This is a genomic window from Sphingopyxis sp. GW821-FHT12F08 (genome assembly GCF_058806755.1).
The window spans coordinates 264,706-279,236 of sequence record NZ_JBXAQA010000005.1 but is presented as its reverse complement, the minus strand read 5'-3'; the positions used below and the strand labels follow the sequence as shown (position 1 = coordinate 279,236).

The window sequence follows — 14,531 nt, the reverse complement described above, 5'->3', positions numbered from 1 at the left end:
ATGAACAAACACGGGTTAATGCAAAGATCACCCCCGCCCCAGCCGCATCCGGAAGGCGTCGAGGTGAAAATAGCTCGGGTCGAAATCGCACATCGCGGCCAGCGCATCCGCGTCGAGGAAACGGATCCACTGGCGGTTCGTTTCGATATAACCCTCGCGCACCAGCCGCCGCAGCACGCGGTTGGTGTGGATCGGGGTCAGCCCAAGCGTGTCGGCGATCTGCGTCTGCGTCATCGGCAGACGCAGCGTGTCCTCGCCCGCGAGATTGACGATCTGCGCGCGGCGGTGGAGTTCGAGCAGCAGATGGCCGATCCGTTCTTGCGCGCTCTGGCGCCCGTTGCGGACGATCTGTTCGCGCAGAAAGGCTTCTTCCTGCACCTGCGTCCACCAGAAGGCCATGGTCAGCGACCCGGACCCCGCGAGCAGGTCCCGCACCGCGCCCGGCGCGATCGCATAGGCCGATCCCCCGGTCAGCGCAACGACGCCATGGTCGGCCTCCGCCGCGACGAGCACCTGCAGGTCGAAGATGTCGCCGGGGAGCAGGATGTTGAGGATCTGGCGCCGCCCGTCCTCGAGCGCCTTGAAGCGCGCCGCCCAGCCCTCGCGCATCGCCAGCACGGCATCCATCGGTTCGCCCGCGCTGACGATTTCCTGCCCCGCGGCAAAGCTGCGCACCTTGCTGCCGAGCGCGAGCAGCTTCGCCCGCTCCGCTTCGCCGATTTCGCTGTAGAAGGACAGGCGCGCGACCAGCGCTTCCAATGTCATGTTCCGGTCCCCGCCCTCGCCGTCATGCCTCGCGCCACTTCGCGGGAAGCGTGATCGTGCAGACCAGACCGCCCGGCTCCCACCGCCGCCCGATCGTTCCGCCCAGATTGTTACGCACGCTGCGCTCCATCAGCAAGGTGCCAAAGCTGGTGCGCTCGGGCGCCGCGACCGCTGCGTCGCCGCCGCTCTCGGTCCAGGTCAGGCGGAAGCGGCGGTCGTCGCCTTCGCTGTCCTGCGTCCATGCGACATCGACTTGCCCCTCGCGGCCGGCCAGCGCGCCATGCTTGACCGCGTTGGTCGCGAGTTCGTTGAACAGCAGCGCCATCGCCACCAGCGCATTTTCGGGCAGCTCGAGGTCGGGACCCGACCAGTGGATGCGCGGAAAGGCCGCCTCGACCTCGCGCATCAGCGCGTGCATCGACCCGGTCAGGAAATTGGCGCCGAGCAGCACATTCTGGGCGCGGTTGAGCGCGTCGAGGCGGCTGCTGATCCGCTCGACATAATCGTCGACATCGGTCGCGGCGTGGCGCGTCAGCGAAATGATCGCGCCGACCGTCGCGAACAGGTTGCGCATGCGATGGTGCAGCTCGCGCATCAGCACCGCGTCATTTTCCTGTCGGCTCTTCTGCTCGGTGATGTCGATGCTGATGCCGGTCAGCACCGCATCGTTGCTGCGCACGTCCCAGTCGGCGCGCGCCGCCATCCAGCGCACCCCCTTTTCGGGATGCACGATGCGATATTCGGTCGCATAAGGCGTGCCGTTCGCGACCGCCTCGTCGAGCGTCACGCGCACCGCGTCGCGGTCGGGCGGATAAAGGCGGTCGAAAAAACCTTCGCCGGTCGACAGCGCGGTTTCATAATCGGCGCCCCACAGTTCAGCGACCGCGCCGCGCCAGTGCAGTGCGTCGGTCTGCGGATCGAACTGCCAGGTCGCGATGCGCGAGAAATCCATCGCGCGTTCGAGCATGTGCCGCGCCTCGTCGCGCTCGATCACGGTGCGGCGCAGGTCCGCCTCGGCCATGATGATCGCTGCGAAATCCTCGAGCCGTTCGATTTCCTTGGGCGTCGGCGCCGGGCGCGGCTTGCGGTCGATCACGCACAAGGTGCCGAGGACGACGCCATTATAGGCATGGAGCGGCACGCCTGCATAAAAGCGGATGTCGGGCGCGCCGGTGACCAGCGGATTGTCGCGAAAGCGCGGATCGGCCGACGCGTCGGGGACCACCAGCGGCTTGCCCTCGGCGACGACGAACTGGCAGAAACTGATGTCGCGCGGCGTCTCCGCTACGTCGAGGCCGACCGCCGATTTGAACCATTGCCGGCAATCGTCGATCAGCGACACCAGCACGATCGGCGCGTCGAACAGGTCGGCGACGAGCTTTGTGACCCGGTCGAACGCCGGTTCGGGCGCGGTGTCCAATATGCGATATTCGCGCAATGTGCGCAGCCTGTGCGCTTCGTCATGCGCGCGGTCCCGGTCCCCACCGTCGGCCAATGCCTGCCCCCTGTCCTCCAGCGTCATCCCGCCGCCGTCCTGCCCCCGGGTCGCTTTGCCATGATATAAGGTCCTCAAAAACAAATGGCGAGCCGGCGGCAAGGCCGAAATTCCGGCCTTTCCCGTCGCAACCCGTTCGCGTCCCATCCGTTTCTACGCACGTCGGACCGACAAGTTGCGCAAAATCCGACTCTTGGCGGGAACCGCTCTGCGCGCGGGCGCGTATGACCGACACCAAGAGGGAGGATATGATGAGTCTGGGTGAAGAAATCCGCGGCCACTTGCCCTTCCTGCGCCGCTACGCACGCGCGCTGACTGGCAGCCAGCAGCATGGCGACAATTTCGTCCACACGATGCTCGAGGTGATCGTCGCGGCGCCGCAGGAGTTCCGCAGCGACGACGGCATCCGCATCGACCTCTACCGCACCTTCCACCGCATCTGGGAAAGCGCCTTCATCGAGGATGGCGAAGGCAACGACGAGGACGCCTTCGTCCGCGCCGCCACCCGCCGCCTGTCGCGCCTCACCCCGCTCGGCCGCCAGATTTTGCTGCTCACCGCGCTCGAGGGCTTTTCGACCGAGGAAGCCGCGCTGATCACTGGGGCCGATGAACCAACGGTCGAAACGCTGCTCGCCGAAGCGGTCGACGATCTCGACCGCGAGGCGCGCACCTCGGTGCTGATCATCGAGGACGAGCCGCTGATCGCGATGGACCTCGAACAGATCGTCCGCGATCTGGGACACGAAGTCGCGGGCGTTGCGACCAACCACGCGGATGCGGTCGCGGCTTTCGCGAACAGCGACGCCGGGCTGGTGCTCGCCGACATCCAGCTCGCCGACGGCTCGTCGGGGATCGACGCGGTGCAGGACATCCTCGCGATCGCGCCGGTACCGGCGATCTTCATCACCGCCTTCCCCGAACGGCTGCTCACCGGCCACCGCGTCGAGCCGACCTTCCTGATCTCGAAGCCGTTCCGCGAAAACACGGTGCGCGCCGCGATCAGCCAGAGCCTGCTCTTCACCCCGCAGCTGGCGGCGTGACCGCAAATAGAAAACCATAGCCCTGAGCCTGTCGAACGGCGCTTCTCGGTGAGGCGCCCTTCGACAGGCTCAGGGCTATGGTGTATTCATCCCCCGCTCGGGCCGTTCGCCGTCAGTTCGTCGACATCGTCCATGATGCTGCGAAACGCTTCGTTCGCGGGCAATATATCCTCGCTGCGCAGCGGCATCTGGCCGCCCTCGAGGATCGCGTGCAGCGCGGTGCGTGCGCGCGACACGCGGCTCTTCATCGTTCCGACCGCGCAGCCGCAGATCGCCGCGGCCTCCTCATAGCTCAGCTGCCCCGCGCCGATCAGCACCAGCGCCTCGCGCTGGTCGACGGGCAGCAGCATCAGTCCGCGCTGGACGTCGGCCAGATGCAGGCTGTCGTCCTGGTCGTCAGGCGCGACGAGCAGGCGTTCGGCGGCGAGCTCGTCATAATCGGCGGTGAACTTCTTGCGCCGCATCTGCGACAGGAAACAGTTGCGCAGGATGACGAAGGCCCAGCTCTTCATGCTCGACGGGCCGGGTATATATTGTTCGCGCGCCTTCCACGCTTTCAGCATGGTTTCCTGGACAAGGTCGTCGGCCAGGTCGGCATTGCCGCACAGGCTGCGGCCGAAGGCGCGCAGGTGCGGCAGCATCGCGGCCAGTTCGCGCTTGAAGGTCGCGTCGTCGAGCGGCCGGGCGATGTCGCTGGTCATGTCGGGCGTCGTTCCGGACGCTGGGGCACTGCCATCGGGATAACTATCATCTTTGCGGAGCTTAGCCCGTTCGGTCGGCGATGCAAACCCATATGGGTTCCCCGCGCGATCACCCCGCGCCGCCGTGCCGGCCGAGCGCGAGAAAATTGGCGATCAGCCGCTCGTCCTGCGGATCGAGCGCGCCATGCGCGGCGAGCCGCGACAGATCCTTGTCATGCTCGCGGAACAACGGGCTGTACAGCATCGAAAAGGCGGCGAACTCGCGTTCGGTCACCAGCCGCCGGCGGATCTCGATCATCCCGTTGTGCCGCCGGTCGGCGCGAATGCGCGCGAGGCACGCCTCGACCTTCACGACCGGCCCTTCGAGCAGCTGCATGAAATTCTGGCCGTTATAGATCAGCGCGCCGGTCAGCGCGTCGCGCGCGTTGCGCGCCTGCGCATCGGCGACCAGCGAAGCGATATCGTCCAGCGCCAAACCGGGGTCGGCGACGCTTACATAAATGACCGACAGCAAGTTCGCGCCCTCCCCCGCCGCCACGCGCGGCGGTCTTGGGCATTTCTAGCAACCCCGTCGCAACCGCGGCTTAACATGGATTAGCGACCGGAAAACGGGATGTCGCCCCTCGACCCGTCGCAAAAAACAACGGGCCGGGGAACCGGACGGCTCTTTTTTCGTTCCTCGGGCATGGCAACCCACGGCGATCATAGGATGAAAGGCAGCGAGATGCCTCGATCGGTGAGCAATGGCGGCCGCTTGCCGCGGGGCAGCTTTCCCGGCACCGGCGGTGACCAATGGCATCGCGCGCTGACCGGTCGTCAGGCGCCCGAGCCGGTGAGCACCAAGCTGAAGATCATCTATGGCAATATCGTCGCCGAGCCGCTTCCCGACGATATGCTCGACCTGCTGTTCAAGATCGACCAGAAAGCGCCCGGACACGAATGACCCAGGCCAATGCCGTTTCGCAACGGGAGGAAGGCGGGCAGCTTTCCGACCGGGAGTTCAAGACTCTGCTCGCCGGGGTCATCCCCCATCTTCGCGCCTATGGCCGCAGCCTGTCGGGTAACCCCGACCTTGCCGACGATCTGACGCAGGACACGATGGTCAAGGCCTGGGCCTCGCGCGACCGCTTCGAGGCGGGGACGTCGATCAAGGCGTGGACCTTCGTCATCCTGCGCAACACCTTCCTGTCGCAGATGCGCCGCAACAAATTCGTCGGCGACTATGACGAGAGTGCGGTCGAACGCACGCTGTCGACGCCCGCGAGCCAGGAGGAATCGGGCGAGATGGCCGACCTGCAGCGCGGCCTCATGGAATTGCCGCAGGACCAGCGCGAGGCGCTGATCCTCGTCGGCGCCGGCGGCATGTCGTACGAGGAAGCGGCGAGCATCTGCGGCTGCGCGCTCGGCACGATGAAGAGCCGCGTGTCGCGCGCGCGGCACGCGCTCGAGGACATCATGAACAGCGGCCATTTCAGCCAGAAGCGCGCCGACGCCGCGCCCGCGAGCGAAGCGATCGACGCGATCATGGACAGCGTCGAAACCATCGCCGCGCGCCACGGCGCCGAGGGCCGCTAGGCCGACCTTAATCTTTTCCCGTTCGTGCTGAGCCTGTCGAAGCACCGTCCTTTTCTTTGGCGACGTTGGACAGAAAGAACGGCCCTTCGACAAGCTCAGGGCAAACGGACGATGGGTCGGTCTCGACATTACGCCAAAGCGACGCCAGATTGCGCCTTCGATCCCCCCAGCGAAACGAGTCAAATCCATGAAGACCCTCCCCAATTTCGCCATCGCCGCGGCGATGCTCGTCGGCGCCTGCTCGTCGGGCGCGACGCAGAGCGAAGCCGCCCCCGCCGACACCGCCGCGATCGACGCCAATGGCGCCCAGCCCGCGACCCCGCTGGCGCAGGCGCCCTTCACCGTCCAGGAAGTCGCGAACTTCAACGAGCCCTGGGCGATGACCTTCCTCCCCGGCGGCAAGCAAGCGCTGGTCACCGAGAAATCGGGCAAGCTCAAATTGTGGCAGGAGGGTGGCTCGACGCTCAACATCGCGGGCGCGCCGACGGTGGCCTATGGCGGCCAGGGCGGTTTCGGCGACGTGACCCTCGCCCCAGATTTTGCAAGCAGCGGCACCATTTACTTGAGCTGGGTCGAGCCCGGCGAGGGCGGCACCTTCGGCGCGGTGGTCGGCACGGCGAAGCTGGTGCAGGGCGCCTCGCCGCGGATCGAGGGGCTGAAAACGATCTGGACCCAGTCGCCCAAGGTCAGCGGCCGCGGCCATTTCTCGCACCGCCTCGCCTTTTCGCCCGACGGCAAATATCTGTTCATCGGATCGGGCGAGCGCCAGAAATTCGATCCCGCACAGGACATGAAGGCCAATCTCGGCAAGATCTTGCGCCTCAATCCCGACGGCAGCGTGCCCGCCGACAATCCGTTCGCAGCGCAAGGCGGGGTCACCGCGCAGATCTGGTCGCTCGGCCACCGCAACATTCTGGGGCTCGCCTTCGACGGCACCGGCAAGCTGTGGAACCAGGAAATGGGCCCCAAGGGCGGCGACGAGGTCAACCTCGTCGCGGCGAAAGCCAATTACGGCTATCCGACCGTGTCGAACGGCGACCATTATGACGGCAAGGACATCCCCGACCACCCGGCGCGCCCCGAATTCGCCGCGCCGAAGCTGTGGTGGAATCCCTCGGTCTCGCCCGCCGGCCTCGCCTGGTATAATGGTGACCTTTATCCCGGCTGGAAGAACAGCCTGCTGATGGGCGCGCTGTCGGGCGAGGGGCTGATCCGCATGAGCGTGGACGACGACACGCTGCACAAGTCCGACCGCTGGGACTTCGGCCAGCGCATCCGCGAGGTCGAGGTGCGCGAGGACGGCACGGTCTGGCTGCTCACCGACGGTAGCGGCGGCAAGCTGCTCAAGCTGGTTCCGAAAGGGTAAAATCCGAACCGTAGCCCTGAGCCTGTCGAAGGGCGCTTCTCGGATAGGCGCCCTTCCACAGGCTCAGGGCTACGGTGATGGTTCGCCCGGCTTTCGCCGGCGATCGGCAATGACTATATGGCCCCATGATCCGCGGCTTCCTCTCCCGGCGCGCCGAATGGCCCGCGCGCATTCCCGATCCCGACGCGCCACCGTCGCTCGGACTCCTGTGGCGCGAGGTGACGGGGCTCGTGCGCGCTTTGTGGGGCCGCATCCGCGCGATGCCGCCCGAGCCCAATCCCGACAGCGACCATCCGCCGGTGATGGTGCTCCCCGGCTTCCTGTCGGGCGACTGGGCGACCAAGGCGCTGCGCGCCGACCTGCGCCGCGCGGGCTTTCGCTGCTACGCCTGGGGCCTCGGCTTCAACCGCGGCGCGACCCCCGACATCATCGAGCGCATCGACGGCCGCGTGCAGTGGATCATCGAGCGCACCGGCCACGCCCCGGCACTGGTCGGCTGGAGCCTCGGCGGCATCTATGCGCGCGAATATGCCAAACATCATCCGGACAAGGTCGCGCGCGTCGTGACCCTCGGCTCGCCCTTTTCGGGCAGCCGCCGCGCCAACCGCGCGTGGCGCCTCTATCATCTGATCGCGCGCCACCCGGTCGACAATCCGCCGATCGACTTCCACCCCGCGCCGCGCCCCGAAATGCCGACCTTCGCGCTCTGGTCGGCCTATGACGGCGTCGTCGCGGTCAACAGCGCGCGCGGCGCCCCGCACGAAAGCGACCGCCAGGTCGAGGTCGACTGCGGCCATATGGGCTTCGCCTATGCGCCAACGTCCGTAGCGGCGATCGTCAAGGCGCTGCAGGAAGAGGTGAGCCAGCCGGGCTGATCAGCATACGTCGATCCCCGATCCCGGACGCCATTTCATCAGCGTCCGTCCGGGCCGCCGCCCCGCCTGCCCCGTCGCGAGGAACCCGATGCGCCGCAGCAGCGCGCGCGAACGTTCGTTGTCGGGATGGCATTCGGCGACGATCGCCGCGCCCGGCCGCGACGCCGCGATCTCGCGCACCACCGCGTTCACCGCCTCGGTCGCGAGCCCCTGCCCGCGCGCCGATGCCGCGAACCAGTATCCGACCTCGACCTCGCGCGCGTCGCGCCGGTGCACGCCGATCACGCCCTGCAGCCGCCCGTCGGCGCGGCCCCGCACCGCGTGGAACACATCGCCGCCGCCGGAGCCGGCGATGAGCGCACGCGCGTCGGCCTCGGTGAAGGGCGCGGGCAGGAAATGCACCTGGGTCGTCACCGATTCGTCGGTGATCGCCGCGAGCGATACGGCGTCGTCGGCGTGCAGCGGCGCGATACGGCACCGGTCGGTCGAGAGGGCAAGCAAGCTATCGGTCATGTCGCGTCTTCCAGGATGCGCGCGCCGTGACCGGATGGGGGAAAGATGGGATAACCATTCGCCTGTCCGAACACGGCGGCGATGGTCACAGGTGATGCCATGCCGCTCCTATGTAAAGGAGCGCCAATACGCCTTGAATCGGGTGGATCGGTCGTTGGTCATCGCCGGTGTGGCTAATCGCTCCGCGACCGTCGGTCAATCCCGCGTCTTGACGATCGCGTTTCACGTCGCTTCCTTGCCTGCACGCCTCCGAATCCTCCCCGCTCGCGGGGAGGGGGACCGCGCCCGAAGGGCGTGGTGGAGGGGGCCATCGGCTCGAAGCGGCGCTGCGTAAGGACGCGCGCGCCCTCCGTCAGCGCTTCGCGCTGCCACCTCCCCACAAGTGGGGAGGATTTAGATCACCCCGACCCCGCGCCCGCCTGCCGTCAACTGCATCTCGAGCATGGTGAGCCCGCGCGCGAGCCTCGCGTGGTCGATCGCGCCGCCGAGCGACACGCGCAGCGCCGCCACCTCGCTGTCGCCCGCGGCGAACATGTCCGACGCGATCGCGGTCAGGCCCTCGGCACGTAGCGTCGCCGCCACCTGACCCCGGTTGATCGCGGCGGGAAGCGGGACCCATAGATGATAGCCGCATTCGTGCGCGGCATAGCTGCCCGGCGGCAGCACCGCCGCCGCGACCGCCTGCCGCGCCTTGGCCTCGGCACGCGTTTCGGCGGCGAGCCGGGCGTAACTGCCGTCCTCGATCCAGCGCGTCACCAGCGCACTGTCGAGCGGCGGCGCCATCACCGTCGAGGCGTGCACCTCGGCCGCAAGCGCCAGCGCGTCGCGGACCGTCGGCGCACGCACATGCGCAACACGCAGCGCGGGCGACAAGATTTTCGACACGCTCGCCACATAGAAACCGAGCTCGGGGGCGAAGCTGGTCACCGGCGCGAGCGGGCGGTCGGGGAGCTGGCCATAGGCGTCGTCCTCGATCAGCCGCACGCCGTGGCGGCGCAGCGTCTCGCCAAGCGCGGCGCGTTCAGCGAGATCGAGCGTGCGCGTGGTCGGATTGTCGTTGGTCGGGACGAGATACAGCGCGGCGACCTTCGTCCGGCTGCACAGCGCGTCGAGGCTGCCCGCATCAACGCGGGCGAGCGGCGCGAGACGGAGGCCGAAGCGCCGCGCGAGCGCGAGGAAGACCGAATAGACGTGCGCCCCGCACGCGACGATATCGCCGGGCTTCAGCGTCGCCGAAACGATCGCGTGCAGCGCATTTTGCGCGCCCGCCGCGACGATCAGCTGGTCGGGCTCGCTGCCCAGCCCCAACCGTGCGAAGAGCGCCGCCCCGGCCTCGCGGTCGGCGGCGCGCCCGCCCGCGGGGGTATAATGCAACCGCCCGCCGGCGCCCTCGGCGCGCAGCAAAGCGCTCGCGGTGCGCTCCCATGTCGCGAGCAGCGACCCGCCCGCAACCTCGGGGGGCATGTTCATCCCGGTATCGCGCGGCGGCGGGCCCGCCGCGATTACGTCCTGCGGCAGGATGAAGCTGCCTGCGCGCCCGCGCGCGCCGATCAGCCCGCGCCCGCGCGCCTGGTCATAGGCCTTGGTCACCGTGGTCAGGTCGACACCGAGCCGCGCGGCAAGGTCGCGCTGCGGCAGCAGCCGATCGCCCGCGCGCAGCCGCCCGCTTTCGACCGCCGCCTGCATCGCATCTGCGATCGCCAGATATTTGGCGCCCGTCGTCCGCGCCAGGTCGGGAACCCATGGCTCAGGCATCCGTCTCCAACGCCTCTCCCTTCGCCCGGGCGTTGAGCTCGGCCCACAGCGCGCCGGTGCCCGCTTCCTGCGCCTTGTTCACATATTGCGACGCGACGAGCCAGCCCTTGATCGGGTGGAGCACCGCAAGGCACGGCACGATCATCAGCGGCACCGAGGTCAGGAGATGCACCCACCAGGGCGGATTCACCGCGACCTCGAACCACACGACGAGGAAGAGCAGCGGAAAGGCGACGAAGCAGAGCGAGAAAAAGGCCGGCCCGTCGTCGGGCGCCGCGAACTCATAATCGAGCCCGCAGACCTCGCAGCGATCGGACACTTTCAGCCAGCGGCGGAACATCTTGCCCTCGCCGCAGCGCGGGCAATGGCCGTGCAGCCCCGTCCGGTAGATCCAGCGCCATTTGTCGCGCCCTTCGAGCTCGGTCATTTCCATACCCTGCATGATAGCGTGTATAAACCATACACAATACCATACATAATATCGATGCGCACGAATGTCGAGTCCGCGCGCTTGCGGGGCGCGGGCGGCGCGATTAGGTCCGAGCCATGGGCGACGAGAAAATCTTCATCGATGCGAATCACCTGCTCGCCGACTCGCTGCGGCTGGGCATGCAGGTGATCGACAGCGGCTTCAAACCGACGCATCTCGTCGGAATCTGGCGCGGCGGCGCGCCGGTCGGCATCGCGGTGCAGGAACTGCTCGACTATCACGGCCAGCATTGCGACCATATCGCGATCCGCACTTCCTCCTACCACGGCATCGACCGGCAGGACCCCGAGGTGAAGGTGTTCGCGCTGGGCTATCTGATCGACACGCTCGATCCCGAGGACCGGCTGCTGATCATCGACGATGTGTTCGACAGCGGGCGCAGTATCCGCGCCTTCATCGCCGAGCTGAAGGCGCGCTGCCGCCACAATATGCCGCGCGACATCCGCATCGCGACCGTGTGGTACAAGCCGCGCCGCAACCGCACCGACCTGAAGCCCGATTATTATATCCACGAAACCGACCGCTGGCTGATCTTCCCGCATGAGATCGACGGTCTGAGCCCAGAGGAAATCCGTCGCCACAAGCCCGAGGCGGCGATCATATTGCGCGAGGGGGAGGTGCCCGATGCCTAAGGCTTTTGGATCGCGCGACGAACGCGCGGCCTTCATCGCCGGCCTGCCCAAGGCCGAGCTGCATTTGCATATCGAGGGCTCGCTCGAACCCGAGCTGATGTTCGAGCTGGCGCAGCGCAACAATGTCGCGATCCCCTTCGCGAGCGTCGATGAGGTGCGCGCGGCCTATGCCTTCTCGAACCTCCAGGATTTCCTCGACATCTATTATCAGGGCATGGGCGTCCTGATTACCGAGCAGGACTTCTACGACCTCACCGCCGCCTATCTCGCCCGCGCGCGCGCCGACGCTGTCCGCCACGTCGAAATCTTCTTCGACCCGCAGGGGCACACCGAGCGCGGGGTCGCGTTCGAAACCGTCATCACCGGCATCGCGCGCGCGCTCGACGATGCGCAGGCGCAGCATGGGATCAGCTCGAAACTGATCATGTGCTTCCTCCGCCACCTCAGCGAAGCCGAGGCGGAGGCGACGCTCGACGAGGCCCTGCCCTGGCTCGATCGCATCGACGGCGTGGGGCTCGATTCCTCAGAGGTCGGCCACCCGCCATCGAAGTTCGAACGCGTCTTCGCACGCGCCCGCGGGCTGGGGCTGAAGATCGTCGCGCACGCCGGCGAGGAAGGGCCGCCCGAATATGTCCATGAGGCGCTCGACCTCCTCAAGGTCGAGCGCATCGACCATGGCAACCGCAGCCTCGAGGACCCCGCGCTCGTCGCGCGGCTCGCCGCCGAGGGGGTGACGCTCACCGTCTGCCCGCTGTCGAACCTCAAGCTCTGCGTCGTGGACGAGATCGCGGCGCATCCGCTCAAGACGATGCTCGACGCGGGGCTCAAGGCCACGGTGAACAGCGACGATCCAAGCTATTTCGGCGGCTATGTCGGCGCCAATTACCAGGCGGTCGCCGACGCGCTTGAGCTCTCGCGCGCCGACCTCGTCACGCTCGCGCGCAACAGCTTCACCGGGTCGTTCCTGGACGACGCCGACAAAGCGCGGCACCTCGCCGCGATCGACGCCTACGCCTGAGCGGAGGCACAAATCCTCCCCGCTTGTGGGGAGGGGGAGTGCGGGGTTGGATTGCCCCCGGCAATCCAAGTCCAGTCCGGGGGACTGGACGGCCCAGCACTCCGAAGGCGGTGGAGGGGGCTATCGGCCTGAAGCAGCGCCGCGCGAGGACGCGACCCCCCTCCGTCAGCGCTTCGCGCTGCCACCTCCCCACAAGTGGGGAGGATTTCGAAATAGCTCACTCTGCTTCAGGGAGCAGAAGCTTCAGCCCCTGCAATTTCACCACCGCGTCGCCGATACACACCGGCGCCGCGATCAGCCGCATCCAGCGCGGCGCGCCTGTCGCGGGCCGGATCTCGGCGTCGAGGGTGAAACCGCGCCGGTGGCGGATCGCATAGGCGCGCAGCTTCTCCATCGCCGCGCGCGACGGCTCGCCATAGAGCGCCACCGCCTCGCCGCGCGACACTTGCGCGCCGTCGGGAAGCCCGAAAATCTCATAGACTTCGCGCGACCAGCTGAGCCGGTTGTCGGCAAGGTCGCATGACCATTGGCCGATATTCTGCAGGCGCGGCGACGCCGCCGCGATCAGCGGTTCGGCATCGAGCGAATCATAATCGAGCAATTGCCCGAGCTCGAAATGGCGCGCGCTTTCGTACAGCGCCCAGCTGTGATGGATCGGCAGGGGATGTCTGTGCTTCAACGCCGCGCCCTTCCGCTACGCCCCCTCAGGCTAGCGGCGCGCGCCTAACAATTGATGAGCGGAATGTCGATACAAGCTAATGCGCGGCGCCCATCGACACCTGCTTGGGCAACGGCGCGCACCACACCGCGATCGCGGCGATGACGAACACTACCCCTGCGGCGAGGAAGAGGTGGAGCACGCCGATCGTCGCCGCTTGGACGTCGACCAGCCGCTCGATCGCCGCGCGCGCCTGTTCGAGTGTCAGCCCCGCGCGCTGGAGCAGGTCCATCGTCTCGGCGGTGCCGTTCATATGGCCGACGAGTTCGGAGCGCGCGACGCGGTTCTGGCTGTCCCACGCCGAGGTCGCGATCGCGGTGCCCATCGCGCCCGACAAGGTCCGCAGGAAACTCATCAGCCCCGCGGCCGAGGTCTGCTTGTCGGGGGGCACGCTCGACAGCGCGAGCGCGGTCAGCCCGACGAAGAAGAAGGGCATGCCCATGCCCTGCAACAGGTGGGGCAGCGCGAGCGTCCAATAATCGACGTCGGCGTTCCAGCTCGCGCGCAGGATCGAGATGAAGGCCATCCAGAGGATGCCCGCGCTGATCGAGATGCGGATGTCGATCTTGCCGATCAGCCCCGCGGCGACCGGCGACATCAGCACCGCGAAGACGCCGATCCACGCGACGATATAGCCGGTCTCGGTCGCGGTATAACCCGCCACCTGCTGCAGCCAGAGCGGGGTGAGCACGATCTGCGCGAAGAAGGCGCCGAAGCCGAGCGAGATCGCGATGGTCGCGAAGCTGAAGCCGCGGAAGCGGAAGACGCGGAGGTCGACGACCGGATTTTCGTCGGTCAGCTCCCAGATCACAAAGGCGGCGAAGGCGATCGCCGCGACGATCGCGAGGGCGACGATCCAGGTCGATTCGAACCAGTCATGCTCGCGCCCGGTGTCGAGCATCAGCTGGAAGGTGCCGACCGAGAGCACGAGCAGGATGAGGCCGATGGTGTCGATGCGCGCCTTGGCCTTCCTGGTCTCGAACGGCCGCAACAAGCTCGCGACGCCGAAGAAGCATAGCGCCACGACGGGCAGGTTGATGAAGAAGATCCACGGCCAGCTCCAATTGTCGCTGATCAGCCCGCCGAGGATAGGCCCCAGGATCGGCGCGGTCGTGGTCGTCATCGCCCAGATCGCGAGCCCGATCCCCGCCTTCTCGCGCGGGAAGATGCGCAGCAACAGGATCTGCGACAGCGGCATCAGCGGGCCACCGGAGAGCCCCTGCAGGATGCGGAAGACGATCAGCCCGTCGAGGGTCTGCGAAATCCCGCAGAGGAAGGAGAAGATGCCGAAACCGACGATCGAATAGAGGAACCAGCGCACCGTGCCGAAGCGCATCGCGAGCCAGCCGGTGAGCGGTACGCTGATCGCGTCGGCGACCGCATAGCTGGTGATCACCCACGTTCCCTGGGTGGGCGACACCGCGAGCCCGCCGGCGATGTGGGGGACCGAGACATTGGCGATCGTCGTGTCGAGCACGACGACGAAATTGGCGAGCGCCAGCGCAAAGGCCGCGGCGATCAGCCGAACGCCGGTGAGCGGCGCGGGTTCGTCGGGAACGATCGCGGTGGCGGCACTGGCCATGGCTCA

General features: G+C 67.2%; 16 protein-coding genes. 7 read left to right on the top strand and 9 right to left on the bottom strand.

What is annotated here, in order from left to right; translation table 11 throughout:
- Positions 1 to 27 precede the first annotated feature (27 nt).
- Both AC1RNQ_RS15370 and AC1RNQ_RS15365 read right to left on the bottom strand, forming a co-directional pair.
- Positions 28 to 765, bottom strand: coding sequence for a Crp/Fnr family transcriptional regulator (locus tag AC1RNQ_RS15370; protein ID WP_493172363.1), 738 nt, complete (start codon positions 763 to 765; stop codon positions 28 to 30).
- Positions 766 to 787: 22 nt separating this feature from the next.
- Positions 788 to 2,287: a sensor histidine kinase gene (locus AC1RNQ_RS15365; RefSeq protein ID WP_493172362.1), complete on the bottom strand. Its 1,500-nt coding sequence runs from the start codon at positions 2,285 to 2,287 to the stop codon at positions 788 to 790.
- Between the two features lie 224 nt (positions 2,288 to 2,511).
- On the opposite strand from AC1RNQ_RS15365, the gene AC1RNQ_RS15360 reads away from it, so the two are divergent.
- The gene (locus tag AC1RNQ_RS15360; RefSeq protein WP_493172361.1) at positions 2,512 to 3,300 is read left to right on the top strand and encodes a response regulator; all 789 of its coding nucleotides are present in this window, start codon (positions 2,512 to 2,514) and stop codon (positions 3,298 to 3,300) included.
- Positions 3,301 to 3,386: 86 nt separating this feature from the next.
- Here AC1RNQ_RS15360 and AC1RNQ_RS15355 read toward each other — a convergent pair whose 3' ends face one another.
- Both AC1RNQ_RS15355 and AC1RNQ_RS15350 read right to left on the bottom strand, forming a co-directional pair.
- A complete protein-coding gene (locus AC1RNQ_RS15355) occupies positions 3,387 to 4,001 on the bottom strand; it encodes a sigma-70 family RNA polymerase sigma factor (RefSeq protein WP_493172359.1) in 615 nt (204 codons plus the stop codon).
- A 109-nt stretch (positions 4,002 to 4,110) separates the two neighbouring features.
- Entirely contained in the window at positions 4,111 to 4,515 is a 405-nt protein-coding gene (locus tag AC1RNQ_RS15350; protein ID WP_493172357.1) for a BLUF domain-containing protein, read from the bottom strand.
- A gap of 210 nt (positions 4,516 to 4,725) precedes the next feature.
- On the opposite strand from AC1RNQ_RS15350, the gene AC1RNQ_RS15345 reads away from it, so the two are divergent.
- The 4 genes from AC1RNQ_RS15345 (at position 4,726) to AC1RNQ_RS15330 (ending at position 7,817) form a co-directional block, all read left to right on the top strand.
- Complete coding sequence (locus AC1RNQ_RS15345) at positions 4,726 to 4,944, top strand: hypothetical protein (RefSeq protein ID WP_493172355.1); 219 nt, start codon at positions 4,726 to 4,728, stop codon at positions 4,942 to 4,944.
- Positions 4,941 to 5,576, top strand: a complete 636-nt coding sequence (locus tag AC1RNQ_RS15340; RefSeq protein WP_493172353.1) for a sigma-70 family RNA polymerase sigma factor — start codon at positions 4,941 to 4,943, stop codon at positions 5,574 to 5,576. The genes AC1RNQ_RS15345 and AC1RNQ_RS15340 overlap by 4 nt, the downstream gene beginning before the upstream one ends.
- A 187-nt stretch (positions 5,577 to 5,763) precedes the next feature.
- Positions 5,764 to 6,942, top strand: a complete 1,179-nt coding sequence (locus tag AC1RNQ_RS15335; protein WP_493172351.1) for a PQQ-dependent sugar dehydrogenase — start codon at positions 5,764 to 5,766, stop codon at positions 6,940 to 6,942.
- Between the two features lie 125 nt (positions 6,943 to 7,067).
- Entirely contained in the window at positions 7,068 to 7,817 is a 750-nt protein-coding gene (locus AC1RNQ_RS15330) for an esterase/lipase family protein (RefSeq protein ID WP_493172349.1), read from the top strand.
- Here the strand turns inward: AC1RNQ_RS15330 and AC1RNQ_RS15325 are convergent, their stop codons facing one another.
- From AC1RNQ_RS15325 to AC1RNQ_RS15315, 3 genes are all read right to left on the bottom strand, one after another.
- A complete protein-coding gene (locus AC1RNQ_RS15325; RefSeq protein WP_493172347.1) occupies positions 7,818 to 8,330 on the bottom strand; it encodes a GNAT family N-acetyltransferase in 513 nt (170 codons plus the stop codon).
- A 393-nt stretch (positions 8,331 to 8,723) separates the two neighbouring features.
- Positions 8,724 to 10,085 carry an aminotransferase-like domain-containing protein gene (locus tag AC1RNQ_RS15320; protein WP_493172345.1) on the bottom strand — a complete coding sequence of 454 codons (1,362 nt, stop codon included), beginning with the start codon at positions 10,083 to 10,085 and terminating at the stop codon, positions 8,724 to 8,726.
- Positions 10,078 to 10,518, bottom strand: a complete 441-nt coding sequence (locus AC1RNQ_RS15315; RefSeq protein WP_493172611.1) for a DUF983 domain-containing protein — start codon at positions 10,516 to 10,518, stop codon at positions 10,078 to 10,080. Before AC1RNQ_RS15315 ends, AC1RNQ_RS15320 begins: the two co-directional genes overlap by 8 nt.
- A gap of 113 nt (positions 10,519 to 10,631) precedes the next feature.
- On the opposite strand from AC1RNQ_RS15315, the gene AC1RNQ_RS15310 reads away from it, so the two are divergent.
- Both AC1RNQ_RS15310 and AC1RNQ_RS15305 read left to right on the top strand, forming a co-directional pair.
- Complete coding sequence (locus tag AC1RNQ_RS15310; RefSeq protein ID WP_493172343.1) at positions 10,632 to 11,207, top strand: phosphoribosyltransferase; 576 nt, start codon at positions 10,632 to 10,634, stop codon at positions 11,205 to 11,207.
- Positions 11,200 to 12,225: an adenosine deaminase gene (locus tag AC1RNQ_RS15305; RefSeq protein WP_493172341.1), complete on the top strand. Its 1,026-nt coding sequence runs from the start codon at positions 11,200 to 11,202 to the stop codon at positions 12,223 to 12,225. The genes AC1RNQ_RS15310 and AC1RNQ_RS15305 overlap by 8 nt, the downstream gene beginning before the upstream one ends.
- Positions 12,226 to 12,442: 217 nt before the next feature.
- Here the strand turns inward: AC1RNQ_RS15305 and AC1RNQ_RS15300 are convergent, their stop codons facing one another.
- Positions 12,443 to 12,904 (bottom strand): hypothetical protein, encoded by a 462-nt coding sequence (locus AC1RNQ_RS15300; protein ID WP_493172339.1) that lies wholly within the window; start codon positions 12,902 to 12,904, stop codon positions 12,443 to 12,445.
- Positions 12,905 to 12,980: 76 nt separating this feature from the next.
- Positions 12,981 to 14,525 (bottom strand): DHA2 family efflux MFS transporter permease subunit, encoded by a 1,545-nt coding sequence (locus AC1RNQ_RS15295; protein ID WP_493172337.1) that lies wholly within the window; start codon positions 14,523 to 14,525, stop codon positions 12,981 to 12,983.
- Positions 14,526 to 14,531 lie beyond the last annotated feature (6 nt).

Bases quoted from the DNA above. Each gene is read 5' to 3' on its own strand.
- AC1RNQ_RS15370 (WP_493172363.1), bottom strand. From the start codon at position 765: ATGACATTGGAAGCGCTGGTCGCGCGCCTGTCCTTCTACAGCGAAATC.
- AC1RNQ_RS15365 (WP_493172362.1), bottom strand. From the start codon at position 2,287: ATGACGCTGGAGGACAGGGGGCAGGCATTGGCCGACGGTGGGGACCGG.
- AC1RNQ_RS15360 (WP_493172361.1), top strand. From the start codon at position 2,512: ATGAGTCTGGGTGAAGAAATCCGCGGCCACTTGCCCTTCCTGCGCCGC.
- AC1RNQ_RS15355 (WP_493172359.1), bottom strand. From the start codon at position 4,001: ATGACCAGCGACATCGCCCGGCCGCTCGACGACGCGACCTTCAAGCGC.
- AC1RNQ_RS15345 (WP_493172355.1), top strand. From the start codon at position 4,726: ATGCCTCGATCGGTGAGCAATGGCGGCCGCTTGCCGCGGGGCAGCTTT.
- AC1RNQ_RS15340 (WP_493172353.1), top strand. From the start codon at position 4,941: ATGACCCAGGCCAATGCCGTTTCGCAACGGGAGGAAGGCGGGCAGCTT.
- AC1RNQ_RS15335 (WP_493172351.1), top strand. From the start codon at position 5,764: ATGAAGACCCTCCCCAATTTCGCCATCGCCGCGGCGATGCTCGTCGGC.
- AC1RNQ_RS15330 (WP_493172349.1), top strand. From the start codon at position 7,068: ATGATCCGCGGCTTCCTCTCCCGGCGCGCCGAATGGCCCGCGCGCATT.
- AC1RNQ_RS15325 (WP_493172347.1), bottom strand. From the start codon at position 8,330: ATGACCGATAGCTTGCTTGCCCTCTCGACCGACCGGTGCCGTATCGCG.
- AC1RNQ_RS15320 (WP_493172345.1), bottom strand. From the start codon at position 10,085: ATGCCTGAGCCATGGGTTCCCGACCTGGCGCGGACGACGGGCGCCAAA.
- AC1RNQ_RS15315 (WP_493172611.1), bottom strand. From the start codon at position 10,518: ATGGAAATGACCGAGCTCGAAGGGCGCGACAAATGGCGCTGGATCTAC.
- AC1RNQ_RS15310 (WP_493172343.1), top strand. From the start codon at position 10,632: ATGGGCGACGAGAAAATCTTCATCGATGCGAATCACCTGCTCGCCGAC.
- AC1RNQ_RS15305 (WP_493172341.1), top strand. From the start codon at position 11,200: ATGCCTAAGGCTTTTGGATCGCGCGACGAACGCGCGGCCTTCATCGCC.
- AC1RNQ_RS15295 (WP_493172337.1), bottom strand. From the start codon at position 14,525: ATGGCCAGTGCCGCCACCGCGATCGTTCCCGACGAACCCGCGCCGCTC.